The organism is Streptomyces sp. NPDC030862 (assembly GCF_055571835.1).
Map to the genome: position 1 here is coordinate 395,583 of NZ_JBVIEN010000007.1, position 21,578 is coordinate 417,160.

Below are 21,578 nucleotides of genomic sequence, written 5' to 3' on the forward strand. Positions count from 1 at the left end.
CCGGCGGCGCGCTGCCACACACCGGTCCCGGGCCCCTGTCGAGAACAGGTCGATCAGGAGATATCTTGATGTCGAGCAATGTTGCAGACGTGGAGCGGAGCACCCGGTGACTGACTCGACCATCATCTATACGCACACTGACGAGGCCCCGGCCCTGGCGACCTACTCGTTCCTGCCCGTGGTGCAGGCGTATGCCTCGACGGCCGGTGTCACCGTGGAGACGCGTGACATCTCCCTGGCGGGCCGGATCATCGCGGTCTTCCCGGAGTACCTGCAGGAGGGGCAGCGCATCGACGACGCCCTCGCCGAGCTGGGCGACCTGGCCAAGACCCCCGAGGCCAACATCATCAAGCTGCCGAACATCTCGGCGTCCATCCCGCAGCTGAAGGCCGCCATCGCCGAGCTGCGCGAGCAGGGCTACGCGCTCCCGGACTACCCGGACGACCCGAAGACCGACGAGGAGCGCGAGACCCGCGCCCGCTACGACAAGGTCAAGGGCAGCGCGGTCAACCCCGTCCTGCGCGAGGGCAACTCCGACCGCCGCGCCCCCGCGTCGGTCAAGAACTACGCGAAGAACCACCCGCACCGCATGGGCGCGTGGAGCCCCGAGTCGAAGACGAACGTCGCGACCATGGGCCAGAACGACTTCCGCTCCACCGAGAAGTCCACGGTCCTCGCCCAGGACGACACCCTGCGCATCGAGTTCGTCGGCGAGGACGGCACCACCACCGTCCTGCGCGAGTCGGTCCCGGTCCTCGCGGGCGAGGTCGTCGACGCGTCCGTCATGCGCGCCGCCGCGCTGCGCGAGTTCCTCTCGGCCCAGGTCGAGCGCGCCAAGGCCGAGGGTGTGCTGTTCTCCGTGCACCTGAAGGCCACGATGATGAAGGTCTCCGACCCGATCGTCTTCGGCCACGTCGTACGCGCCTTCTTCCCGAAGACGTTCGCGAAGTACGGCGAGGCGCTGGCCGCCGCCGGCCTCTCCCCGAACGACGGCCTCGGCGGCATCCTCAAGGGGCTGGAGGCCCTGCCGAACGGTGCCGAGATCAAGGCGTCCTTCGAGGCCGAGCTCGCCGAGGGCCCGGAGCTCGCGATGGTCGACTCCGACAAGGGCATCACCAACCTGCACGTGCCGTCCGACGTCATCGTCGACGCCTCCATGCCGGCCATGATCCGCACCTCCGGCCACATGTGGGGCCCGGACGGCCAGGAGCACGACACCCTCGCGGTCCTGCCGGACAGCAGCTACTCCGGCGTCTACCAGGCCGTGATCGACGACTGCCGCGCCCACGGCGCCTTCGACCCGTCCACCATGGGCTCCGTGCCGAACGTCGGCCTCATGGCGCAGAAGGCCGAGGAGTACGGCAGCCACGACAAGACCTTCGAGATCGCCGGCACCGGCACGGTCCGCCTGGTCGACCAGGCCGGCAACGTCGTCCTGGAGCAGCCCGTCTCGGCCGGCGACATCTTCCGCGCCTGCCAGACCAAGGACGCGCCGATCAAGGACTGGGTCAAGCTCGCCGTCACCCGCGCCCGCGCCACCGGCGACCCGGCGGTGTTCTGGCTCGACGAGACCCGCGCGCACGACGCCCAGCTGATCGCCAAGGTCAAGCAGTACCTCACGGAGCACGACACCGAGGGCCTGCGGATCGAGATCATGTCCCCGGTGGAGGCCACGAAGTTCTCCCTGGAGCGCATCCGCCGCGGCGAGAACACCATCTCCGTCACCGGCAACGTGCTCCGTGACTACCTCACGGACCTCTTCCCCATCCTGGAGCTGGGCACCAGCGCCAAGATGCTGTCGGTCGTCCCGCTGATGAACGGCGGCGGCCTGTTCGAGACGGGCGCCGGCGGCTCCGCGCCCAAGCACGTCCAGCAGCTGGTCAAGGAGAACTACCTGCGCTGGGACAGCCTGGGTGAGTTCCTCGCCCTCGCGGTCAGCTTCGAGCACCTCGCGAACACCACGGGCAACGCCCGCGCCAAGGTGCTCGCCGACACGCTCGACCGCGCGACCGGCACCTTCCTCAACGAGGACAAGTCGCCGTCCCGCCGCCTCGGCGGCATCGACAACCGCGGCAGCCACTTCTACCTGGCCCTGTACTGGGCCCAGGAGCTGGCGAAGCAGACCGACGACGCGGAGCTGGCGAAGGCGTTCGCCCCGCTCGCCCAGACGCTCACCGACAACGAGCAGAAGATCGTCGACGAGCTGATCGCGGTGCAGGGCGAGCCGGTCGAGATCGGTGGCTACTACCACCCGGACCCGGCCAAGTGCGCCGCCGTCATGCGCCCGTCGGAGACGTTCAACCAGGCGATCGCGACCCTGGGCTGACGCTCCCGGCGTACCGCGTGTTCCGCCCCGGTCAGGCATCCCGCCCGGCCGGGGCGGACCCGTGTCTGCCCCTGGGGGCGCTCAAAGTCCCGGGCGGATGGTGACGCGCGGGCCCGGCGGCGGCCCCGCCACGACCACCAGGGCCGGGCGCAGCAGATGGTCGCCGACCGCGTACCCCGGCCGCAGGACGACGGTGCAGGTGGGCAGGTCGAACCAGCCGCACGGGTGGTACGAGACGGCCTCGTGCACGACGGGGTCGAACGCGTCGCCCACCGCGCCGACGGGCCGCAGGCCCAGCGCGGTCAGCTCGGCCTCCAGTGCCCGCGTGACCCGCTGGAAGCCGCCGGTCACCTCGCCCTGGTCGGTGGCCGCGTCGAGGGCGTCGAGCACCGGCAGGAGGCGGGTGAGGACGTTGGCCACCGCGATCTCGTGGACGGCGGCCCGGTCGCGGTGCACGCGCTTGCGGTAGTTGTCGTACTCGGCCTTCAACCGCTGGAGGTCGGCCGTGCGTTCGCGCAGGGCCGCCTTAAGTTCGGCGTCCCGGAGCGCCGCGAGGCCGTCGGGAGGCCGGGACGCGGGAGCGCTGTCCCGGGGCGCGTCGGGCCGCCGGCCCGTACCGGTGATCATCAGCGGCGGGCCGGGGCCGCGGGAGACGTCGGTCAGGCGGTTCACCCCGTGTCCCCCTTCGGCTTCTCGTCGTCGACGATCTCGGCGTCGACCACGTCGTCCGCACCGCCCTGGGCGGCACCCGGCGCCTCACCGGCACCGGCACCGGCACCGGCACCGGCCGCCCCGCCCGCGGCCTGGGCGTCGGCGTACATGGCCTGGCCGAGCTTCTGGGAGACGGCCGCGACCTTCTCGCTGGCGGTGCGGATGGCCGTGGTGTCCTCGCCCTTCAGCTTCTCCTTGAGTTCGGCAAGCGCGGACTCGACCTCGGTCTTCACCTCGCCCGGGACCTTGTCCTCGTTGTCCTTGAGGAACTTCTCGGTCTGGTAGACGAGCTGCTCGCCCTGGTTGCGGGTCTCGGCGGCCTCGCGGCGGCGGTGGTCCTCCTCCGCGTACTGCTCGGCCTCGCGCATCATGCGGTCGATGTCGTCCTTCGGCAGCGAGGAGCCGCCGGTGACGGTCATCTTCTGCTCCTTGCCCGTGCCCAGGTCCTTCGCGGTCACGTGCATGATGCCGTTGGCGTCGATGTCGAAGGAGACCTCGATCTGCGGGACGCCGCGCGGGGCCGGCGGCAGGCCCGTCAGCTCGAACATGCCGAGCTTCTTGTTGTACGCCGCGATCTCGCGCTCGCCCTGGTAGACCTGGATCTGCACCGACGGCTGGTTGTCCTCGGCCGTCGTGAAGATCTCGGAGCGCTTGGTCGGGATCGTGGTGTTGCGCTCGATGAGCTTGGTCATGATGCCGCCCTTGGTCTCGATGCCGAGGGACAGCGGGGTGACGTCGAGCAGCAGGACGTCCTTGACCTCACCCTTGAGGACACCGGCCTGGAGCGAGGCGCCGATGGCGACGACCTCGTCCGGGTTCACACCCTTGTGCGGGTCCTTCCCGGTCAGCTCCCTGACCAGCTCGGTCACCGCGGGCATGCGCGTCGAACCGCCCACCATGATCACGTGGTGGATGTCGGAGAGCTTGATGCCCGCGTCCTTGATCGCGTTGTGGAAGGGGGTCTTGCAGCGCTCCAGCAGGTCCGCGGTCAGCTGCTGGAACTGGGCGCGCGTGAGCTTCTCGTCCAGGTGCAGCGGGCCCTCGGCGGACGCCGTGATGTAGGGCAGGTTGATCGTCGTCTCGGTCGCGGCCGACAGCTCGATCTTGGCCTTCTCGGCGGCCTCGCGCAGGCGCTGCAGGGCCATCTTGTCCTTGGACAGGTCGATGCCGTGACCGTTCTTGAACTGCTTGACCAGGTGGTCGACGACGCGCTGGTCCCAGTCGTCACCACCGAGGTGCGTGTCGCCGTTGGTGGCCTTCACCTCCACCACGCCGTCGCCGATCTCCAGCAGCGAGACGTCGAAGGTGCCGCCACCGAGGTCGAAGACGAGGATCGTCTGGTCCTCCTTGTCCAGGCCGTAGGCGAGTGCCGCGGCGGTCGGCTCGTTGATGATGCGCAGGACGTTCAGGCCCGCGATCGTGCCGGCCTCCTTGGTCGCGGTCCGCTGCGCGTCGTTGAAGTACGCCGGGACCGTGACGACCGCGTCCGACACGTCCTCGCCCAGGTACGCCTCCGCGTCCCGCTTCAGCTTCTGCAGGACGCGTGCGGAGATCTCCTGCGCGGTGTAGCGCTTGCCGTCGATGTCGCCGTGCTCCGGGAACCGCCAGTGCGCGTCGCCCACGTGGCGTTTGACCGAACGCGCGGTCCGGTCCACGTTGGTGACGGCCTGCCGCTTGGCCACCTCGCCGACCAGCACCTCGCCGTTCTTCGCGAAGGCGACCACCGACGGCGTGGTCCTCGCGCCCTCGGTGTTGGTGATGACGGTCGGCTCGCCGGCTTCCAGAACGCTGACCACGGAGTTCGTCGTACCGAGGTCGATACCCACTGCACGTGCCATGGGGAGCCCACCTCCTCACGATCTGGATAAAACACCGCAAATGTCATGTCAAGGCCGGTCCGGCCCGGTGCGGCGCCGGGCCCCTGATCATGGACCGCCGACGGGGGTGCATACTTCGCTGCGGCGCGACCCCTTACGACACATGAGGAGCAGCCATGGCCGAACAGCCCGCTGCGGAGAAGACGACCTTCAAGCCGGTCTTCGAGGTGGGGCCGTCCCATCGGGAGCAGGCGCGGGGCATCGAGGGCGCGTTCCAGCACGCCATCGCCCCGGCGACCGTGAACTTCGACTTCGGTGAGATCAGCCGGGCGGCGAGCGCCATCCCGAACGGCTCCACCGTGAAGATCATCCGCGGCTGGGGCCTCCAGGAGACCGCACCCGTCAGCGTCATGGTGCTCTCCCTCACCGAGGCCGTGCGCCAGGCGCTGGGGCAGCCGTTCGCCAACGAGAGCTTCTGGGCGAAGGTCGAGGAGGCGTTCACCGGCGCCTTCGTCGGCCTGGGGGAGCAGGAGGGCACACACCTCTCCTTCTACGAGGAGGGCGAGGACCGCACGAGCTACTACTACAACGTGCTGTTCGCGCTCCAGGACGAGGAGACCGGCGACCACCTGTACGCCGTCGCCCTCTGTCTCAACGCGACGCTGGGGCTGGGCGGGGAGAAGCTGCGGGCGCTGAGCGTGGGCGACACCGCGCAGTGCCACCTGCGCGTCAACGCCATCGCCGTACGACAGCCCCTGGCGGACTCCGGCGCCTCGGCCTGACCGGTTCGGCCTCCGGCCTCCGGCCCGCCCCGGGAGCCCCGGGGCGGGCCGGTCCCGCCCCGTGATCGCGTACGCGTCAACACGCGCTATGATCACGCCCGGCAAGGCTGTAGCGCAGAGGTCGTCGCGCCCACGCAGCGAGCAGGAGGACGTCGGTTCGAATCCGACCGGTCTTGCCACCTTTTTGTCGTGGAAGAACGTCGATGGCGTCGGTTCGTCCGGAGCGGCGGGCGGACGGCGATGCCGGTTCCGCCGGGCCCCGGACGCCCGGCGCGGGACCGGTGGAGTGGTGATGACGCAGCCAACGCCCGTACGCTGCCCCGCGATCGAGCACCCGGACATTCCCCTCGCCGACCCGGCGGACCTGGAACCCCTGCTCGACCGGCTCCGCTCGGCGCGGCCCGTCGAGAGCGACGAGACCTTCCCGCTCGGCACCGTACGCGCCGACGGCCGCGTCGACCTGTGCAAGCAGGGACTCGGACCGGCGGGCGCCGCCCGCCTGATGCCCGTCGCGGCCTCGTCCCCGCACGCCGCGCACGTCCTGCTCGGCACCAACTCCATCGGGGACGACGGCGCCCGCACGGTCGCCGACGCCCTCGCCGCCGGGCCCCACGGCCTGCACACGCTCTATCTCGGCTGCAACCGCATCGGCCCCGAGGGCGCCGCCGCGCTCGCCGACCGCCTGGCCACCGACACCACCGTTCGCGCCCTCTGGCTCAAGCGCAACCCGGTCGGCGACGACGGCGCCCGCGCGCTCGCCGTCATGCTCCGCCGCAACACCGCGCTGCGCACCCTCGACCTGGTCAACACCGGCCTCACCACCGACGGCCTGCGCGCCCTGCTCGACGCCCTCACCGGGCGGCCCCACCCCGTGGAGCGCCTCTTCCTCGGCGGCAACGGCCTGACCGCCGACGCCGCCCCGCTGCTCGCCGCACTCATCCGCGACGCGGGCGTACGGGAGCTGTACCTGCCCGCCAACCACCTCGGCGACGAGGGCGCCGCCGTCCTCGCAGCGGCCGCCGCCGACGCGGCCGGCCCCGTCCACCTCGGCCTCGGCGGCAACGGCATCGGCCCCGCCGGGGCCCGCGCCCTCGCCGACGCGCTCGGCTCCATCGAGTCCCTCGACCTCGGCCGCCCCCGCTCCGAGCGCAGCCTCGGCGCCCCCGCCAACGCCACCGGCGACGACGGCGTACGCGCCCTCGCCGCCGCCCTGCCCGGCAGCCCGCTGCGCCGCCTGGAGCTGGGCCACACCGGCCTCACCGGCCGGGGCGCCAAGACCCTGCTCGCCGCCGTACCCGACCACACCCCGCTGGAGTACGTCGGCCTGGGCCCCGGCCTGCCGCGCAAGGTGAAGCGTTCCTTCGCCGCGCGCCTGCGGCCCGCCGCCCGCACCCACCCCGACCTGCGTGCGATAGGGAGCGTCTACCGGTGATCGACCTCGCACCCGACGAGGCGGCCTCCTGGCGGGGCATCCGCCGCTACGCCGTACCCCGGTGGATGATCGAGCGCGCCACCGAGCACCGCCTGGCCGGCGACTGGGCCGCCGCCTGCGCGGCGGCCAACGTCCGCATCGCCTTCGACCTCGCCGAGGCCGCCGCCGCGTACGGCGCCGATGTCGCCGCCGCCGTCGAGGAGGACCTGCGCCACCTCGCGCCGGACCTGCTGCGCTGGCAGCTGCCCCGGCTGCTCGGCGGGCGGACGACCCTCGAGGCGGGCCTGACCGTCCTCCTCTCCCGCCACGGCGCGCCCGAACTCCCCGACGTACCACACCTCCAGATCACCACGCCCGCCATGGCCTACGGGCCGCAGCGGCTCACCCTGCGGCTGAGGCCCGTGCCCGACGGCGCCACCCTCGTGGACTGGACGACCGCACGGCACCTGTGGGACGCGCGGTACGCCGCCGACCTGCGCGAGCGGTGCGGTGGCGGCCCCGACCGGGCGCCGTTCCTCCACCCCGACGGCACGCCCCGCACCACCGCCGAACTGCCCGCGACCGACCCGTGCCGCGACGACCCGGCGGCCCGCACCGAGTGGCTCACCCTGCTGCACGCGGCGGGCGACGTGGAGGGCGCGTTCGCCGCCGCGGGCATCGAACTGGACCTGACCCCTCCGCCCGCGATGCACTACCGGTCCGCCATCGATCCCGTAGGGGTCCTGGCCGGCCTTCCGCTCAACCTCGCGCGGCTGAAGCCCGAGGCACGCAGGCTCGCCGACGCGCTCGGCACCGACCGCCTCCAGATCCTCCACGGCTGGAGCAGCGCGGTGCACCTGGAACTCACGCCTGACGGCGGCCTGCGCGTGAGCGTCGCCGAGCGTCCCCGGTACCGTCCCGGAGACATCCCGAAGCTGCCCGAGGCCCTGTGGCGCCTGCCCGCCGACATCGCCGTGCTGAGGAGCGGCGGCGTCGCGCCCCGGCACCTCCACCCGCTGGTCGCCGCGTCCCTGCTGCCGGGCCTGCCTCCGGCGGACGGCCCCGTGGGCCCGCCCGGCCCGACCGCCCCCGAGCCCGTACGGGTCCGGTGCCGTGGCGAGTGGCACCAAGTGGTCTCCCGCGACGGGGAGCTGAGCATGCCGCACTCCGAGCAGGAGCGGCAGCGCGAACGCGCCCTGCGCGCCTTCGGCGGCGCCGTCGCGGGCTGCTTCGCCGCGCAGCAGGTGTGGACGTCCGGCGAGGGCCGCCTGCCCCGGGCCCTGCGCGCCCAGCGGCAGGAGTTGTTCCTGCGGGCCCAGCACGGCGACACCCCGGGCGTCCTGGAGCTCCTCGACGCGGGCGTCGACCCCAAGGTGCGCGACGGCGGCAGGCGCACGCTCCTGCACATGCTGCCGCACCTCGACCATGAGCCGCTGCTGCCCCGGCTGCTGGCGGCGGGCGTCGACCTGGAGGCACGGGAGCTGCTGGACCGCACGCCCCTGCTCACGGCGGTGGTGGACCGCGGGTCGCCCGCCCTAGTGCAGGCGCTCGTCGACGCCGGGGCCCGCCTCGGAGTCGTCGACAGCATGGAGCTGTCGGTGGAGCAGTTCATCATGCAGTACCAGCGGACCGACCTGGCGTTCCTCAAGGAGCGGCTGGAGGAGGAGCACCCCGGCCTCGGCGCCGACTGGTGGGAGGACTTCGACGGCGAGGAGATCGAGGACTGGTGAGCACCACCGACCGCACCACCGGCCGTGAGGCCGACCGCACGGCCCACCGCGAGGCCGGCCGCGCCGCCACGGACCGCCCCGTCACGGACCGGGTCCCGGGCCGCGCCCCGGGCGCCGACGGCGTGCCGCGCCGCGCCGCCGACCCCCTCGCCGCCGCCGACGCGCTCAACCGCAGACTGCGCGCCACCCGTACCGAGCCTTCCGCCAACCCCCAACTGGAGGCCCTCGCCCTCGCGGTGACGGCCAACCAGCCGGTCCTCCTCTGGGGCGAGCCCGGCATCGGCAAGTCGGCCGGCCTGGAGCAGCTCGCCGCCGGTCTCGGCCTCCCGCTGGAGACCGTCATCGCCAGCGTCCACGAGCCGTCCGACTTCGCCGGCCTGCCGATCGTCGGCGACGACCCCGCCACCACCGGCGTTCCCATGGCCCCGCCCGACTGGGCCGTGCGGCTCGCCAAGGCCGGGCGCGGGCTGCTGTTCTTCGACGAGCTGTCCTCCGCGCCGCCCGCCGTACAGGCCGCGCTGCTGCGCGTCGTCCTCGAACGCCGCGTCGGCAGCCTGGTCCTGCCCGAGTCGGTACGCATCGTCGCCGCCGCCAACCCGCCCTCGAGCGCCGCCGACGGCTGGCACCTCAGCCCGCCGCTCGCCAACCGCTTCGTCCACCTCCACTGGACGCACGACCCGCGCACCGTGGCCCGCGGCATGGCCGGTACGTGGCCGGCGATGACCGTCCCCGTCGTCGACCCCGCCAAGGCGCCGGGCGCGGTCGCGCGCGCCCGCGGCGCGATTTCCGGATTCCTCACCGCCCGCCCGGGCCTCGCCCACCACATCCCCGGCGACGCCGAGGCCCGGGGCCGGTCCTGGCCGTCCCCCCGCACCTGGGAGATGGCGCTGCGGCTGCTCGCCGCCGGGTACGCCACCGGCGCCGGGCGCGAGGCGGTGGCCGCGGCGCTCACCGGCGCGGTTGGCGACGGCGCGGGCATCGAGCTCCTGTCGTACCTGGAGCACCTCGACCTGCCCGACCCCGACCGGGTCCTCGCCGACCCGGACGCCTTCTCCCTGCCGGACCGGGGCGACCGGCAGCTCGCCTTCCTCATCGCGATCGTCTCCGCCATCCAGAGCGACCTCACCCGCGAGCGCTGGGAGGCCGGCTGGGCCGTGCTGGCGAAGGCGGTCGACGCGGGCGTGCCCGACGTGGCGGCCCGTGCCGCCGTCGACCTCGCGGCTCTGCGGGACACCGCCTGGCCCGTACCGCCCGGCATCGACGGGTTCCTGGACCTGCTCCAGCTGTCCGGCGCCCTGCCCGGCAGCGGCTGAGGGGGCACCTTGGACGCGCCGCACGTGGCCGCGCCGCGCCTGGACACGACGAAGCTGCTCGCCGCCCGCTACCGGGCCGCGAGCGACCGCCCCTACCTCGCCTCCGCGCTCTACGCGCTGACGGTGGTGCCCAGCCGCGACGTACCCACCATGGGCGTGGACCGGCACTGGCGGTGCTACGTGTCGCCCGCCTTCGTGGAGGCGACGCCCGTCGCGGAACTCGCCGCCGTCTGGATCCACGAGGTGGCCCACCTGCTGCGCGACCACCACGGCCGGGCGGACCGGCTTCCCGCCGCCGACCAGCGCGACCACCACCGCGTCAACGTCGCCCAGGACTGCGAGATCAACGACGACCTCCTCGCCGACGGCCTCCCGCTCCCGGCCGGCCGCATGGAGCCCCGGCTCTTCGGCCTGCCGACGGGCAGGCTCTTCGAGGAGTACGTGACGACACTGCCGCCCGACGTCCGCACGCACGACTGCGGCTCCGGCGCCCACGGCAAGCCGCTGCCCTGGGAGCTGCCCGGCACCGACGGCAGCCCCGCGCGGCTCGGAGAGGCCGAGGCGCAGGCGCTGCGGCGGCACACCGCCGAGGCCATGCGCGCCCACCGGCGCAGCCGCGGCACCCTGCCCGTCGGCTGGCAGCGCTGGGCCGACGAGGTCCTGGAGCCCACCGTCGACTGGCGCCAGGCCCTGCGGGGAGCGGTGCGCGAAGCGGCCGCCTGGGCGGGCGGCGCCGTCGACTACACCTACCGCCGCCCCTCACGCCGCACCCCCGCCCTGCGCGGGGTCGTCCTGCCGAGCCTGCGCCGCCCGCTGCCGCGCGTCGCCGTCGTCATCGACACCTCGGGCTCGATGGGCGACGACGACCTCGCCACCGCGCTCGCGGAGATCACCGGCGTGCTGCGGGAGGTCGGCGTACGCGGCAACCGCGTCACCGTGCTCGCCTGCGACGCCGACGTCCACGCCGTCTCGCGGGTGACGTCCACCGACCAGATCGCCCTCGGCGGCGGTGGGGGCACCGACATGCGCGTCGGCATCGCGAGCGCGCTCGCCGCGCCCGACCGGCCGAACATCGTCATCGTCCTCACCGACGGCTACACCCCCTGGCCCGACGAGACGCCCTCCTGCCGCCTGATCGCCGCCCTCATCGGCGCGGACGCCCCCGAGCCGCCCGCCTGGGTGGAGACCGTACGCGTCCCCGGGGGCTGAACGGGGCTGAACCTCACACCTGTCCGGGGCCCACGCCGCCCTGGAGGCGTTCCAGATCCGACGGGCGCACCTGGATGACCAAGACGGCGATCAGCGCGGCGACCACCGTGAACACCGCCGCCAGGATGAACGCCGCCGAGACGCCGGACGTCAGCACCTGGTCGGCCCACGGCGGCGGCAGCTCGTGCGTGCGCTGGAAACGCAGCCGCTCCGCAGGCGTCGCCTGGGCCAGGTACGCCGGAATCTGCCGGTTCGCCTCGTTGGAGCTGGCCGTGCCGAACATCGTCACCAGGATGGACAGACCGAGGGAACCGCCCACCTGCTGGGTGGCGTTGAGCAGCCCGGACGCCGCCCCCGACTCGTGGACGGGCACGTTCGACAGCGCCATCAGCGTCAGCGACACGAACTGCATCCCCATGCCCATGCCGAAGACGAGCATCGGCCCCAGGACGCTGCCCAGGTAGGTGGAGTGCACGTCGGTCAGCGTCAGCCAGGCCAGCCCCGCCGCGCACAGCAGTGCGCCGACCACCATGAACGGCTTCGGTCCGTACTTCGGCAGCAGCTGCGAGGCGACGCCCGCGCCGACCGCGATGATCGCGCTGATGGGTAGGAACGCCAGCCCGGCCGCCAGCGGGCTGAAGTCGAGGACGTTCTGCACGAAGAGCGTCAGGAAGAAGAACATGCCGAAGATGGCGGCGGCGAGGCTCAGCATGATCCCGTACGTGCCCGCCCGGTTGCGGTCGGCGAACATGTGCAGCGGCGTGATCGGCTGCCGCGACCGCCGCTCCACGAGGACGAAGACCACCAGGGCCACCACCGCGGCGGCGAACGACGCCACGGTCAGCCCGTCGCCCCAGCCGTCCTGAGCGGCGCGGATGAACCCGTACACCAGCAGCACCATGCCGAGCGTCGAGCTCAGCGCGCCCGTGACGTCGAAGTTGCCGGGATGGCGCTCGGACTCGCGGATCCACCGCGGAGTGGCCAGGACGATGAGCAGCCCGATCGGCACGTTGACGAAGAACACCCAGCGCCAGTCGAGCCATGAGACGAGCATGCCGCCCGCCAGCAGGCCGATGGCGCCGCCGCCCGCCGACACCGCGGCGAAGACGCCGAAGGCCCGGTTGCGCTCCCGGCCCTCCTCGAACGTCGTACTGATCAGGGCGAGCGAGGTCGGCGAGGCGATGGCCCCGCCGACGCCCTGCAGCGCCCGCGCGGCCAGCAACTGCCCGCCGTTCTGGGCCAGTCCGCCCAGCAGCGAGGCGAGGACGAACAGCAGCACGCCGAAGACGAACACCCGCCGACGGCCGAGGATGTCGCCCGCCCGGCCGCCGAGCAGCAGCAGGCCGCCGAAGGTGAGCGTGTACGCGTTGACCACCCACGACAGGTTCGTCGTCGAGAACTCCAGCGAACGCTGGATGTGCGGCAACGCGATGTTCACGATCGTGATGTCGAGCACCACCATCAGCTGGCACGACGCGATGACGAGGAGCGCCATGCCCTTGCCGCCGCCGCGTCTGCGGGTGGCGGCGGACTCGGTCCCTGAGGTCAGTGGCTTGCCGTTCACCCATTCGACGGTACGACCGGGGCTGGGGCGTCACCACTCGATCAAGGAGAGCTGGGGCCGGGGCCTCAGGGGCAGGCGCCGTCGGCGAGGCTGTACCAGCCGGTCGGCGACTCCTTCAGGGTGTGCGTGACGAAGGTGTTGTACAGGCCCATGTTCTGCTGCGAGCCCTTTGCGAAGGTGTAACCGCCGTTCGTCGTGGCGCGACCGGCCTGGACGTGCTGGTAGTTGCTGCTCGTCCAGCACGACGCGGGCACCGGGTCCGGGCCGGGACCGGGGCCGGGGCCGGGGTCCGGCGGGGGCGTCCCGCCGCCCGCGCCCGTCAGACCGAAGAACGCCGCGATCCAGTGGCTGGAGCAGATCGAGTCGAGGAAGTACGCGGCCGACGTCGAGCCGCACTGCCGCTCCCCGGTACCCGGATCGACGGGCGTCCCGTGGCCGATGCCCGGAACCCGGTTCACCTCGACGGCGACGGTCCCGTCGGCCGCCGCGTACTCCTCGTGGCGCGTCGCGTTGGGGCCGATCAGGGACGTACGGGTGGGGGTCTGTCCCAGCCCGTGCACGGCGGTCCACTGGTCGCGCAGCTCGTCCGCGTTGCGCGGCACGACCGTCGTGTCCCGGTCCCCGTGCCAGACCGCGACGCGCGGCCACGGCCCGGTCCACGCGGGGTGGGCGTCGCGCACGCGCTGCGCCCACTGGGCGGGCGTCAGGTCCACGCCCGGGTTCATGCAGGAGTACGCGGAGGCCACGTCCCGGGCGCAGTCGTACGGCAGCCCCGCGACGACGGCCCCGGCGGCGAAGACGTCCGGGTAGGCGGCGAGCAGGACGGACGTCATCGCGCCCCCGGCGGACAGCCCCGTGACGTACACCCGCTTCGGATCGGCGCCGTACGACGCGACGGCGTGCGCGACCATCTGACGGATCGACGCGGCTTCGCCCTGGCCGCGCCGGCTGTCCGAGGTCTGGAACCAGTTGAAGCACTTGTTGGCGTTGTTGGCCGACGACTGCTCCGCGAGGACGAGCAGGAACCCGCCACGGGCGGCGAGTTCGGGAAGCCCGGAGTGGTCCGCGTACGTCTGCGCGCTCTGGGTGCAGCCGTGCAGCGCCACCACCAGGGGAGGGGCGGCGGGCAGGGACGCGGGGCGGTGGACGTACATCGACAGCTGCCCGGGGTTGGTCCCGAAGCCGGTGACCCGGCTGAGCGGGACGGCTGCGGCGCGGGCGGCGGGGGCCGGCCCGGTCAGTACCGCGGCGACCGCCATGACCAGGACGGCCACGCCGGCCCACAGGCGCTGTGCCGCGCGCAACGGCGCCTGAGGCGAGAGGGACGGGTGGGGTTCATAGGCTTCGTGGAATTCATGGAAGTCATGGAATTCGTGAGATGCATGGGATTCGTGGGGGAGGGGGGTGTGCATGGCGGCTCCTCGATGGCATGCGATGCCCCGGGCGGCCCGCACCTCGATCGGCCGCGGGCGGCCCGGGTAAGCGGAACCGTAAGTCGCCCTCGTACGACGGTGTATGGCATGGGCCCCCACAGTCCGGTGGCCGCAAGCCACCCACCGGGGGATTGCGCCGGGTGCGGCGCGGCTGGTACGGGCGGGCGGCCCTCGACGCACGCGCAGGCAGGCGCCACCTGGGACGCCTGCCTGACTATCGGCTGCGGCACTACACGAAGATGTACAGGGCCCATCGGGTGCCCTTGCGGATGCAGGTGTAGTTGTCGCCAGCCATCGACGTGCCGGCGATGTGGCACGCGGTGCTGCTGGAGTAGTACCCGATGAACACCTGGTCTGCCGCGGCGGATGTCGCCTCTGTCACGGAGGACGCCGCCGGCGCGGCCTGAGCGGTGACGGCGGTGGCCGCGGCGGTCCCGAGGGCGAGCGCGGCGCCGAGTGCCACGGTTCCCAGGACGTTGCGAAGACGCATGATGACTCCTTGGTGGTTGAGGGTCCGGACGCTTTCGCCGGGCACCCGCCGTCGCCCGACGGCGCTCCAGAGCTTCCCGGCGTCGAGCGGCCGGGGACAAGGCCGGGCAGGTGTCCTGGACGGACGCGGAACTGTCCGGGCACGTCAACCCGCCTTCTGGACGGCGTCCAGGACACAGGCGGCCCCGCGCGGTGCCCTGACGGCTCCCGCGTCGGCGGCGGGTGCCGGCGTACGGAACGCGCCCCGTCCGCGGGCCGGGCGGCCACCGTTCCGGGGCATGTTGTCAAGCGCTGTGGGCCCGGCAAGGATGCTCGGCATGGGGAGCGAGGATGATGTGGATCCGGGCCAGGCACACGACGCCGCCGGGTTCGTCGAGCGGATGCGGTGGTTGAAGGAACGGTCGGGACTGACCTACCGGCAGTTGGAAGAACGGGCGGCCGAGCAGGGTGAGGTGCTCGCGCGCAGCACGCTGGCCTACACGCTGCGCACCGGCTCGTTACCGCGCGCGGAGACGCTGGCGGCGTTCCTGCGCGCCTGCGGAGAGGACCGGAGACTGCGTGCCTGGCTGGAGGCGCGCGACCGGATCGCCGCGGGCTCTCCTTCCGGTGGTGCGCCGGACGGGGCGGACGGCGAGCAGGAGGCGGCCGCGGTAGGCGGTAGCGGTAGCGGTGGACCGGAGCTGCCCGGGAACGGTCAGGACGCGCGGCCTTGGGAGGGCGGCGTCCGGAAGGGAACCCGCTGGATGCGGATTGCCGCGGCCGTGGGCGTGGCAGCGGCCCTGGCGGCCATCGCCGGCGTTGCCCTCACCGCCTCTCCGCCCCAGCGGACCCGGCCGGCGGCCGAGCTCCCCTCGGAGCCGAAGGACACGCGCAAGAGCTGCCGGAACGGCACGTGCAGGGGGAAGGATCCGAAGGAATACCGGTGCCTCGAGAACGCTGAGACGACGGCCGGCGTGAAGACCGAGTACGGCATGGTCACCCTGTTGTACAGCGCTGTCTGCCAAGCGCTGTGGGCGGACATCCTGCCCACCGAGGACGAACAGGTCCTCTCTGTGTACCTGAAATCGGATACCGGAGACGCGCTGTCGCTGAAGAGCAACGCCTTGCTCGGGAACGCCATCGGCTCCAGGCACACGCCCATGCTGCCGTCCGAGTTCCGGCCCGACCATGGCGAAGTGTGCGTCGGCTACCGCGCGTTGGAGGCATGCGCCGACAGTGACGGCGTCAGCAGGGTGAAGCCGTACCCGACACCGTCGCCGCCGAAAGTGCCCTGAACCCGCGCGCCTCATGGCTCTTGCCCCGGCTGAGCGCGCTGGCCGCGACGGCCGCCCTCGCCTCCGCGACCCCGCTCCCTGATCCGGCCCGATCGACAAGACACCCCCTAGGCGGCGAGTACGGTGAGCGCGGCCGGCTCGCCGAGACGGGCGGCCGCGGTGCGCCAGGCTTCCGTGACCGCGTCGTGCGCCTGCGCCGTACGCGCGGCCCGGTCGCCCGTCAGCACGACCGGCGCCCCGACATGGACGTGGAGGGCGGGGCGGCGGACCGGCGCCGTGAGCACGCCCGCCAGCTGCCTGGCCCCGCTCCCCGACATGACCCGGCGCGCCCCGGCCTGCCCGACCGGCACGACGGGCGCGCCGGTGCGTTCGGCGAGCCGCGCCAACCCGCTGCGGAAGGCGGCCGGCGCGGCTTCCGCAGCGCCCGCGCGCGGCGGGATGCCGCCCTCGGGATAGATGAGCACCACACGCCCCTCGTCCAGCGCGGCGGCGGCGAGGTCCAGTGCCCGCGCGGCCCGCCGGTCCCCGCGGTGCACCGGGATGTGACCCTCACGGGCGAGCGCGCCGCCGAGGAACGGTACGCGCCACAGCCCGGCGGCCGCCATGACCACCGGCTCGGCCCCGAGCCGGCGCAGCGCGGCGAGCACGATGGCGGGGTCGGCGAGCGAGGTGTGGTTCGCCGCCACGATGCTCCCCGGCGCGATGGCGGCACCGATGCCGCCACGAGCGCCGCGGCAGGCGCCGCCGCCGGTGCCCCCGTCCGTGTCGGACGACACGGACAGGCGTCCGGCTTTGGGCACCAAGGCGTGGGCGAGGCGGCTGAGCATGTGGTTCTCCCGGTCTCGACGATGTGACCTCATCGTCGGCGAGCCGGGAGCGGCGGTCCTGAGCACGCGTACTCAGATTCCGCCGGGTACCTCGGGCCGTCAGGTGCGCGGCGTACGCAGGGTCGCGGGAGTGGGGCCTTCGGGCCGGACGGTGATGCCGTACGACGTCTTCGCGGGAACGGAGTCGAAGGCCACGGTATGGGCCGGAATGAGGTGTTCGAGCAGCACGGTCGTCTCCCGCAGCGCGAACTGCGCACCGAGGCAGGCGCGGGGCCCGAGGCCGAAGGGGACGTAGGAGCCCGGCCGGGCCGGCCGGCCGTCGGGTGTGGTGAAGCGCCGGGGGTCGAACCGCTCCGGGTCCGGCCACAGCGCGGGGTCCCGGTGCGTGAGGTAGGGGCAGACCAGGAGGTCGGTGCCCGCCTCGACGGCGTAACCGGTCAGGGTGTCCGCCCGGGCCGCGTGGCGCGGCAGGATCCAGGCGGACGGGTAGAGCCGCAGCGTCTCGTGGATCAGGGCCTGGATCGCGCGGCGGCGTGGCGCCGACCCCTCAGCCCCGGCGGCGAGGGCCTGCTCGCGGTGGCCGGGGTGGCGGTCGAGCAGCAGGTAGAGCCAGGTCAGGGTGGTGGCGGTGGTCTCGTGTCCGGCCACGAGCAGGGTGACCAGCTCGTCGCGGACCAGTGCTTCGGTGTACTCCGGGTGCTTGCCGGCCGCGTCGAGCAGGACGCGCAGCAGGCCCGGCCCGTCGGGCCCGGATACCCCGCGGCGGGCGGCCTCGATGGCGCACCCCGCGACCGCGTCGATCCGCGCGAGGTCGGCGGCGACGGCCTCCCGGGCGTCGGCGGCGTCGGAGGGCAGGGTCGGCAGGGCGGCGACCACGGCCGTCACCGAGGCCAGCCGGTCCTCGGTCTCGTCGTCGAGGGCGTACCCCGTGAGCGAGCGCCAGATCGAGTCGAGGGCGAAGCGGTGCATCTCCCGCCGGACGTCGAAGGTCCGGCCGGTACGGGCGTACGCCGCCCAGCGCTCGGCGGTCGTCCTGGCGGCGCCGGTGATGCGCTCCTCGTAGCGCCGCATGCCGGTGCCGGTGAACTGCGCCTGGAGCACGCGGCGCTGACGCTTCCACGCCTCGCCGGTGGCGGAGAGCACCCCGTCGCCGACGAGCAGGCGGGCGCGGTGCGAGCGCTTGACGTAGGCGTCCGGGCGGTGGGCGAGGACGTGCTGGACCGCCGCGGGCCCGGTGACGAGGACCGTGGGCGCCGGGCCGATGCGGAACGCCGCGACGCCACCGAGCCGCTCGCGTACGTCGGTCAGGAGGTCGACCAGTTCGCCCCCTCGGGAGCGCCACCGCTCCACCAGCTCCGGGTCGGCTTCGGGGACCGGTCGCCCGGCTCCGGGTGCGCCCGGGAGGGAGTCCGCACTGGCTTCGGTGGCCACAGTTCTTCCCCTGTTCGACGGCTCGGACCCGGCCCTGGGGCGCGGCGGCGCCAGGGACCGTACGGAACAGAGGTACCCCGGCGGCGGCTCGTCCTACGCCCTCAGCTGCGCAGCGCGGCGAGTTGGCGGTTGAGTTCGGCCAGGAACCGTACGACCACCCCCAGCTCCTCGCGGGTGAAGCGACCGCGCGCCGCGTCCGTGCCCTGGGCGAGGGGCCGGAAGTAGTCCTGGGCGAGGCGCCTGCCCGCCTCGGCGTAGTGCAGGTGCACCACCCTGCGGTCGTCGGCGGCCCTGACGCGCCGGAGGTGGCCCGCCTTCTCCAGCCGGTCCAGGCACGCGGTCATGGCGCCGGAGGTGAGGTTGAGCTGCTTGCGCAGCCTGCCGGGCGTCATCGGCTCGGAGTCGCCGTCCCGGTCGCCGTCCAGGACCGCGATCAGCGCCTGGACATCCGTCAGGTGCAGCCCCTGCGCCTGCGCGAACTCCTGGGCGATGCGGTTGAACTCGCCGTTCATGCGGCGCAGCAGTACGGCGAACGCCTGCAGGTCGGTCGGATCATCCGCAGGAGGCGGGGAAGGCGGGGTGTCAGGACTGCGCATGCCATCAGCATATGATCTCTTCATCATCAAGATAATCGATGGTGGAGATACATTCTCGACCGCTTCCTCAGGTTGGGGTTTTCCTTCCGATGAGAAACACGCCGCGCTGGTCCCGGTGGCTGGTCCCGTTCGTCCTCCTGATCGTCTGGCTGGGCGTGGGCGGCACCCTCGGCCCGTACGCGGGCAAGCTGGGCGAGGTGTCCACCAACGACCAGGCCGCCTTCCTGCCGCGCAGCGCCGAGTCCACCCGTGTACTGGAGGCGGGGAAGGCGTTCGACCGGACCGGGACGGTCCCCGCGATCGTCGTGTGGACGGCGGAGGGCGAACAGGTCGGCGCGGCGCAGCGGCAGGCCGCCGCCCGCGCGGTCGAGGGACTGGCCGGCCGCCCCGGCGTCGGCGGGCGGCCCTCACCCGCGCTGGTCTCCGAGGACGGCGAGGCGATGCAGGCGGTCGTGCCGCTGGAGCGGAACCTCGGCGACGAGCTGCCCGCCGTACTGGACGAGGTCCGCGAAGCGGCCGAGGCCGTTCCCGGCACCTCCGTGCACATCGCCGGGCCGGCCGCGAGCCAGGCCGACCTCTCCGACGCGTTCGCCGGCATCGACGGGCTGCTGCTCGGAGTGGCGCTCATCGCCGTGCTGCTGATCCTGCTGCTCGTCTACCGGAGCGTGCTGCTCCCCCTGGTGATCATCCTGGGGGCGGTGTTCGCGCTGGGTCTCGCGTGCGCGGTGGTCTACGCGCTGGCGCGGCGCGACCTCGTACGGGTGGACGGGCAGGTGCAGGGCATCCTCTCCATCCTGGTCATCGGAGCCGCCACCGACTACGCCCTGCTGGTCACCGCGCGCTTCCGCGAGGAGCTCGCGGTACGGAGGGACCCCGTCGCCTCCGTACGGGCCGCCGTACGCCGCTCGTTCGGCGCCGTGGTCGCGAGCGCCGCCACGGTGGCGATGGGCTTGCTGGCCCTCCTGGCGAGCGACCTCACCAACAACCGCGCCCTGGGACCGGTCGGCGCCATCGGCATCGTGTGCGCCGTCCTGTCCGTGCTGACGTTCCTCCCCGCGGTGCTCGCCCTGCTGGGCCGCGCGGCCTTCTGGCCCTCCCGGCCCAAGCCGTCGGACGCCACGGTGGAGGGGCACGGCGTGTGGCGGCGCGTCGCCGCGCTGGTGGACCGCGCGCCACGGCGGGTGTGGGTCTCCACCGCCGTGGTCCTCACCTTCTTCGCGGCACTGTCACCCGGGCTGTCCTCCAAGGGCGTCCCCCTCGACGAGATCTTCGTCAACGACGCCCCGTCCGTGGCCGCCCAGCGGACCCTCGGCGAGCACTTCCCCGGCGGCTCCGGCAATCCCGCGGTGATCATCGCGCGCGCGGACCGGGCCGGGGAGGTGGTCGCCGCCGCGCGGGACACCGAGGGCGTGGCCGCCGCGGCCACCCGCTCGGCGTCCGGCCGGCCGGACGGCCCGCCGCTGGTCGTCGACGGGCGCGTACGCATCGACGCCACGCTGGCGGACGCGGCGGACGGCGACGCCGCCAAGGACACGATCCACCGCCTGCGCGAGCGCGTCCACGCCGTGCCGGACGCGGACGCGCTGGTCGGCGGCTATACGGCGCAGCGGTACGACACGCAGCGGACGGCCGCCCGGGACCGGTCGGTCATCGTGCCCGTCGTCCTGGGCATCATCCTGCTCATCCTGGTGGCGCTCCTGCGTTCGCTGCTGGTTCCGGTGCTGCTGGTCGCGACGGTCGCGCTCAACTTCCTGGCGACCCTCGGCGTATCGGCGCTGGTCTTCGAGAACCTCCTCGGTTTCAGCGGCACGGACGCCTCGGTGCCGCTCTACGGCTTCGTGTTCCTGGTGGCGCTGGGCGTCGACTACAACATCTTCCTGATGTCACGCGTACGGGAGGAGTCGCTCGCCCACGGAACCCGGAAGGGCGTGCTGCGGGGCCTGACGACCACCGGCGGCGTCATCACCTCGGCGGGCGTCGTCCTCGCGGCCACCTTCGCCGCGCTGATGGTGATCCCCCTGGCGTTCCTGGTGCAGATCGCCTTCATCGTCGCCTTCGGCGTCCTCCTGGACACCCTGGTCGTCCGGTCCCTCCTGGTGCCGGCGCTGGTGATCGACACCGGCCCGAGGGCGTGGTGGCCGAGCGCTCTGACCCGGAAGCGCTGAGCGCCGGGCCGCGGCTGCTCACCGACGGCCCGGCGCGCCCCACGGGCCGTCCGGCACCAGGGCGCGCAGCACGTCCGGCAGCTGCGGCGGCTCGACGGGATCCGACAACGCTCTCAGCTCGGGCCAGGGGATCCAGGCGTGCGTGTCCAGGCTGGCCAGTTCGGCGGGGAGCAGACCGGACCGTGACAACGGGGGCCGCTCCTCGGTGAAACGGGCCACGAAGAAGAGCTCCGTACCGGTGTGGTGCTTGCCGTTCCACCACGTATCGCGGTCGACTGGCACCGACCGGTCGAGGACGGCCGCCGGGTCGAGCCCGGTCTCCTCGGCCAGCTCGCGCCGCGCCGCCACGAGCGGCGTCTCACCGGGCTCGATCCCGCCACCGGGCGGCTCCCAGAGCCAGTTCCCGGAATGCGGATCACGCCAGCGCATCAACAGCAGGCGGTGGGCGGCGTCCAGGCATATGACCCGGGTGGCGGGCCGGTGCGTCGTCTCCATCCCCC

General features: G+C 73.3%; 17 protein-coding genes and 1 tRNA gene. 9 read left to right on the forward strand and 9 right to left on the reverse strand.

Annotated features, from left to right (window positions below; genetic code table 11):
* Nucleotides 1-106: 106 nt before the first annotated feature.
* Nucleotides 107-2,326, forward strand: a complete 2,220-nt coding sequence (locus tag ACZ42X_RS21155) for an NADP-dependent isocitrate dehydrogenase (RefSeq protein ID WP_468292159.1) — start codon at nucleotides 107-109, stop codon at nucleotides 2,324-2,326.
* A gap of 81 nt (nucleotides 2,327-2,407) precedes the next feature.
* Here ACZ42X_RS21155 and grpE read toward each other — a convergent pair whose 3' ends face one another.
* A complete protein-coding gene (gene grpE / locus ACZ42X_RS21160; protein WP_468292161.1) occupies nucleotides 2,408-2,998 on the reverse strand; it encodes a nucleotide exchange factor GrpE in 591 nt (196 codons plus the stop codon).
* Complete coding sequence (dnaK, locus tag ACZ42X_RS21165; RefSeq protein WP_468292164.1) at nucleotides 2,995-4,875, reverse strand: molecular chaperone DnaK; 1,881 nt, start codon at nucleotides 4,873-4,875, stop codon at nucleotides 2,995-2,997. The genes grpE and dnaK overlap by 4 nt, the downstream gene beginning before the upstream one ends.
* A gap of 155 nt (nucleotides 4,876-5,030) precedes the next feature.
* Here dnaK and ACZ42X_RS21170 point away from each other — a divergent pair, with 155 nt between their 5' ends.
* The 6 genes from ACZ42X_RS21170 to ACZ42X_RS21195 all read left to right on the forward strand — a co-directional run bounded on the left by ACZ42X_RS21170 (nucleotide 5,031) and on the right by ACZ42X_RS21195 (nucleotide 11,299).
* Complete coding sequence (locus ACZ42X_RS21170) at nucleotides 5,031-5,636, forward strand: Type-2Aa cytolytic delta-endotoxin (RefSeq protein WP_468292167.1); 606 nt, start codon at nucleotides 5,031-5,033, stop codon at nucleotides 5,634-5,636.
* A 103-nt stretch (nucleotides 5,637-5,739) separates the two neighbouring features.
* Nucleotides 5,740-5,815: transfer RNA gene (locus tag ACZ42X_RS21175), tRNA-OTHER, on the forward strand.
* 113 nt (nucleotides 5,816-5,928) lie between these two features.
* Nucleotides 5,929-7,068: a leucine-rich repeat domain-containing protein gene (locus tag ACZ42X_RS21180; protein WP_468292170.1), complete on the forward strand. Its 1,140-nt coding sequence runs from the start codon at nucleotides 5,929-5,931 to the stop codon at nucleotides 7,066-7,068.
* The gene (locus tag ACZ42X_RS21185; RefSeq protein ID WP_468292172.1) at nucleotides 7,065-8,777 is read left to right on the forward strand and encodes an ankyrin repeat domain-containing protein; all 1,713 of its coding nucleotides are present in this window, start codon (nucleotides 7,065-7,067) and stop codon (nucleotides 8,775-8,777) included. Before ACZ42X_RS21180 ends, ACZ42X_RS21185 begins: the two co-directional genes overlap by 4 nt.
* Nucleotides 8,778-8,899: 122 nt before the next feature.
* Nucleotides 8,900-10,090, forward strand: coding sequence for an AAA family ATPase (locus ACZ42X_RS21190; RefSeq protein WP_468292432.1), 1,191 nt, complete (start codon nucleotides 8,900-8,902; stop codon nucleotides 10,088-10,090).
* 9 nt (nucleotides 10,091-10,099) lie between these two features.
* On the forward strand, nucleotides 10,100-11,299 hold the full coding sequence (locus ACZ42X_RS21195) for a vWA domain-containing protein (RefSeq protein WP_468292174.1): 1,200 nt from the start codon (nucleotides 10,100-10,102) through the stop codon (nucleotides 11,297-11,299).
* Between the two features lie 13 nt (nucleotides 11,300-11,312).
* On the opposite strand, the gene ACZ42X_RS21200 is transcribed toward ACZ42X_RS21195, so the two are convergent.
* The 3 genes from ACZ42X_RS21200 to ACZ42X_RS21210 form a co-directional block, all read right to left on the reverse strand.
* Nucleotides 11,313-12,794 (reverse strand): MFS transporter, encoded by a 1,482-nt coding sequence (locus tag ACZ42X_RS21200; RefSeq protein ID WP_468292436.1) that lies wholly within the window; start codon nucleotides 12,792-12,794, stop codon nucleotides 11,313-11,315.
* Nucleotides 12,795-12,928: 134 nt separating this feature from the next.
* Nucleotides 12,929-14,122, reverse strand: a complete 1,194-nt coding sequence (locus ACZ42X_RS21205) for an extracellular catalytic domain type 1 short-chain-length polyhydroxyalkanoate depolymerase (protein ID WP_468292439.1) — start codon at nucleotides 14,120-14,122, stop codon at nucleotides 12,929-12,931.
* 403 nt (nucleotides 14,123-14,525) lie between these two features.
* Nucleotides 14,526-14,786: a hypothetical protein gene (locus ACZ42X_RS21210; RefSeq protein ID WP_468292177.1), complete on the reverse strand. Its 261-nt coding sequence runs from the start codon at nucleotides 14,784-14,786 to the stop codon at nucleotides 14,526-14,528.
* 316 nt (nucleotides 14,787-15,102) lie between these two features.
* Here ACZ42X_RS21210 and ACZ42X_RS21215 point away from each other — a divergent pair, with 316 nt between their 5' ends.
* On the forward strand, nucleotides 15,103-16,059 hold the full coding sequence (locus tag ACZ42X_RS21215) for a DUF2690 domain-containing protein (protein ID WP_468292179.1): 957 nt from the start codon (nucleotides 15,103-15,105) through the stop codon (nucleotides 16,057-16,059).
* 107 nt (nucleotides 16,060-16,166) lie between these two features.
* Here the strand turns inward: ACZ42X_RS21215 and ACZ42X_RS21220 are convergent, their stop codons facing one another.
* The 3 genes from ACZ42X_RS21220 to ACZ42X_RS21230 form a co-directional block, all read right to left on the reverse strand.
* Nucleotides 16,167-16,886, reverse strand: a complete 720-nt coding sequence (locus ACZ42X_RS21220; protein WP_468292182.1) for a lysophospholipid acyltransferase family protein — start codon at nucleotides 16,884-16,886, stop codon at nucleotides 16,167-16,169.
* A 99-nt stretch (nucleotides 16,887-16,985) separates the two neighbouring features.
* Nucleotides 16,986-18,317: a cytochrome P450 gene (locus ACZ42X_RS21225; protein WP_468292185.1), complete on the reverse strand. Its 1,332-nt coding sequence runs from the start codon at nucleotides 18,315-18,317 to the stop codon at nucleotides 16,986-16,988.
* Between the two features lie 101 nt (nucleotides 18,318-18,418).
* Nucleotides 18,419-18,913 carry a MarR family winged helix-turn-helix transcriptional regulator gene (locus ACZ42X_RS21230; RefSeq protein ID WP_468292189.1) on the reverse strand — a complete coding sequence of 165 codons (495 nt, stop codon included), beginning with the start codon at nucleotides 18,911-18,913 and terminating at the stop codon, nucleotides 18,419-18,421.
* An 89-nt stretch (nucleotides 18,914-19,002) separates the two neighbouring features.
* Here ACZ42X_RS21230 and ACZ42X_RS21235 point away from each other — a divergent pair, with 89 nt between their 5' ends.
* A complete protein-coding gene (locus ACZ42X_RS21235; protein ID WP_468292192.1) occupies nucleotides 19,003-21,078 on the forward strand; it encodes an MMPL family transporter in 2,076 nt (691 codons plus the stop codon).
* Between the two features lie 18 nt (nucleotides 21,079-21,096).
* Here ACZ42X_RS21235 and ACZ42X_RS21240 read toward each other — a convergent pair whose 3' ends face one another.
* Nucleotides 21,097-21,573, reverse strand: a complete 477-nt coding sequence (locus ACZ42X_RS21240) for an NUDIX hydrolase (protein WP_468292195.1) — start codon at nucleotides 21,571-21,573, stop codon at nucleotides 21,097-21,099.
* Between the last annotated feature and the right edge of the window lie 5 nt (nucleotides 21,574-21,578).

Bases quoted from the DNA above. Each gene is read 5' to 3' on its own strand.
- dnaK (WP_468292164.1), bottom strand. From the start codon at position 4,875: ATGGCACGTGCAGTGGGTATCGACCTCGGTACGACGAACTCCGTGGTC.
- ACZ42X_RS21170 (WP_468292167.1), top strand. From the start codon at position 5,031: ATGGCCGAACAGCCCGCTGCGGAGAAGACGACCTTCAAGCCGGTCTTC.
- ACZ42X_RS21180 (WP_468292170.1), top strand. From the start codon at position 5,929: ATGACGCAGCCAACGCCCGTACGCTGCCCCGCGATCGAGCACCCGGAC.
- ACZ42X_RS21200 (WP_468292436.1), bottom strand. From the start codon at position 12,794: ATGGCGCTCCTCGTCATCGCGTCGTGCCAGCTGATGGTGGTGCTCGAC.
- ACZ42X_RS21205 (WP_468292439.1), bottom strand. From the start codon at position 14,122: ATGGCGGTCGCCGCGGTACTGACCGGGCCGGCCCCCGCCGCCCGCGCC.
- ACZ42X_RS21210 (WP_468292177.1), bottom strand. From the start codon at position 14,786: ATGCGTCTTCGCAACGTCCTGGGAACCGTGGCACTCGGCGCCGCGCTC.
- ACZ42X_RS21215 (WP_468292179.1), top strand. From the start codon at position 15,103: ATGGGGAGCGAGGATGATGTGGATCCGGGCCAGGCACACGACGCCGCC.
- ACZ42X_RS21220 (WP_468292182.1), bottom strand. From the start codon at position 16,886: ATGCTCAGCCGCCTCGCCCACGCCTTGGTGCCCAAAGCCGGACGCCTG.
- ACZ42X_RS21230 (WP_468292189.1), bottom strand. From the start codon at position 18,913: ATGCGCAGTCCTGACACCCCGCCTTCCCCGCCTCCTGCGGATGATCCG.
- ACZ42X_RS21235 (WP_468292192.1), top strand. From the start codon at position 19,003: ATGAGAAACACGCCGCGCTGGTCCCGGTGGCTGGTCCCGTTCGTCCTC.
- ACZ42X_RS21240 (WP_468292195.1), bottom strand. From the start codon at position 21,573: ATGGAGACGACGCACCGGCCCGCCACCCGGGTCATATGCCTGGACGCC.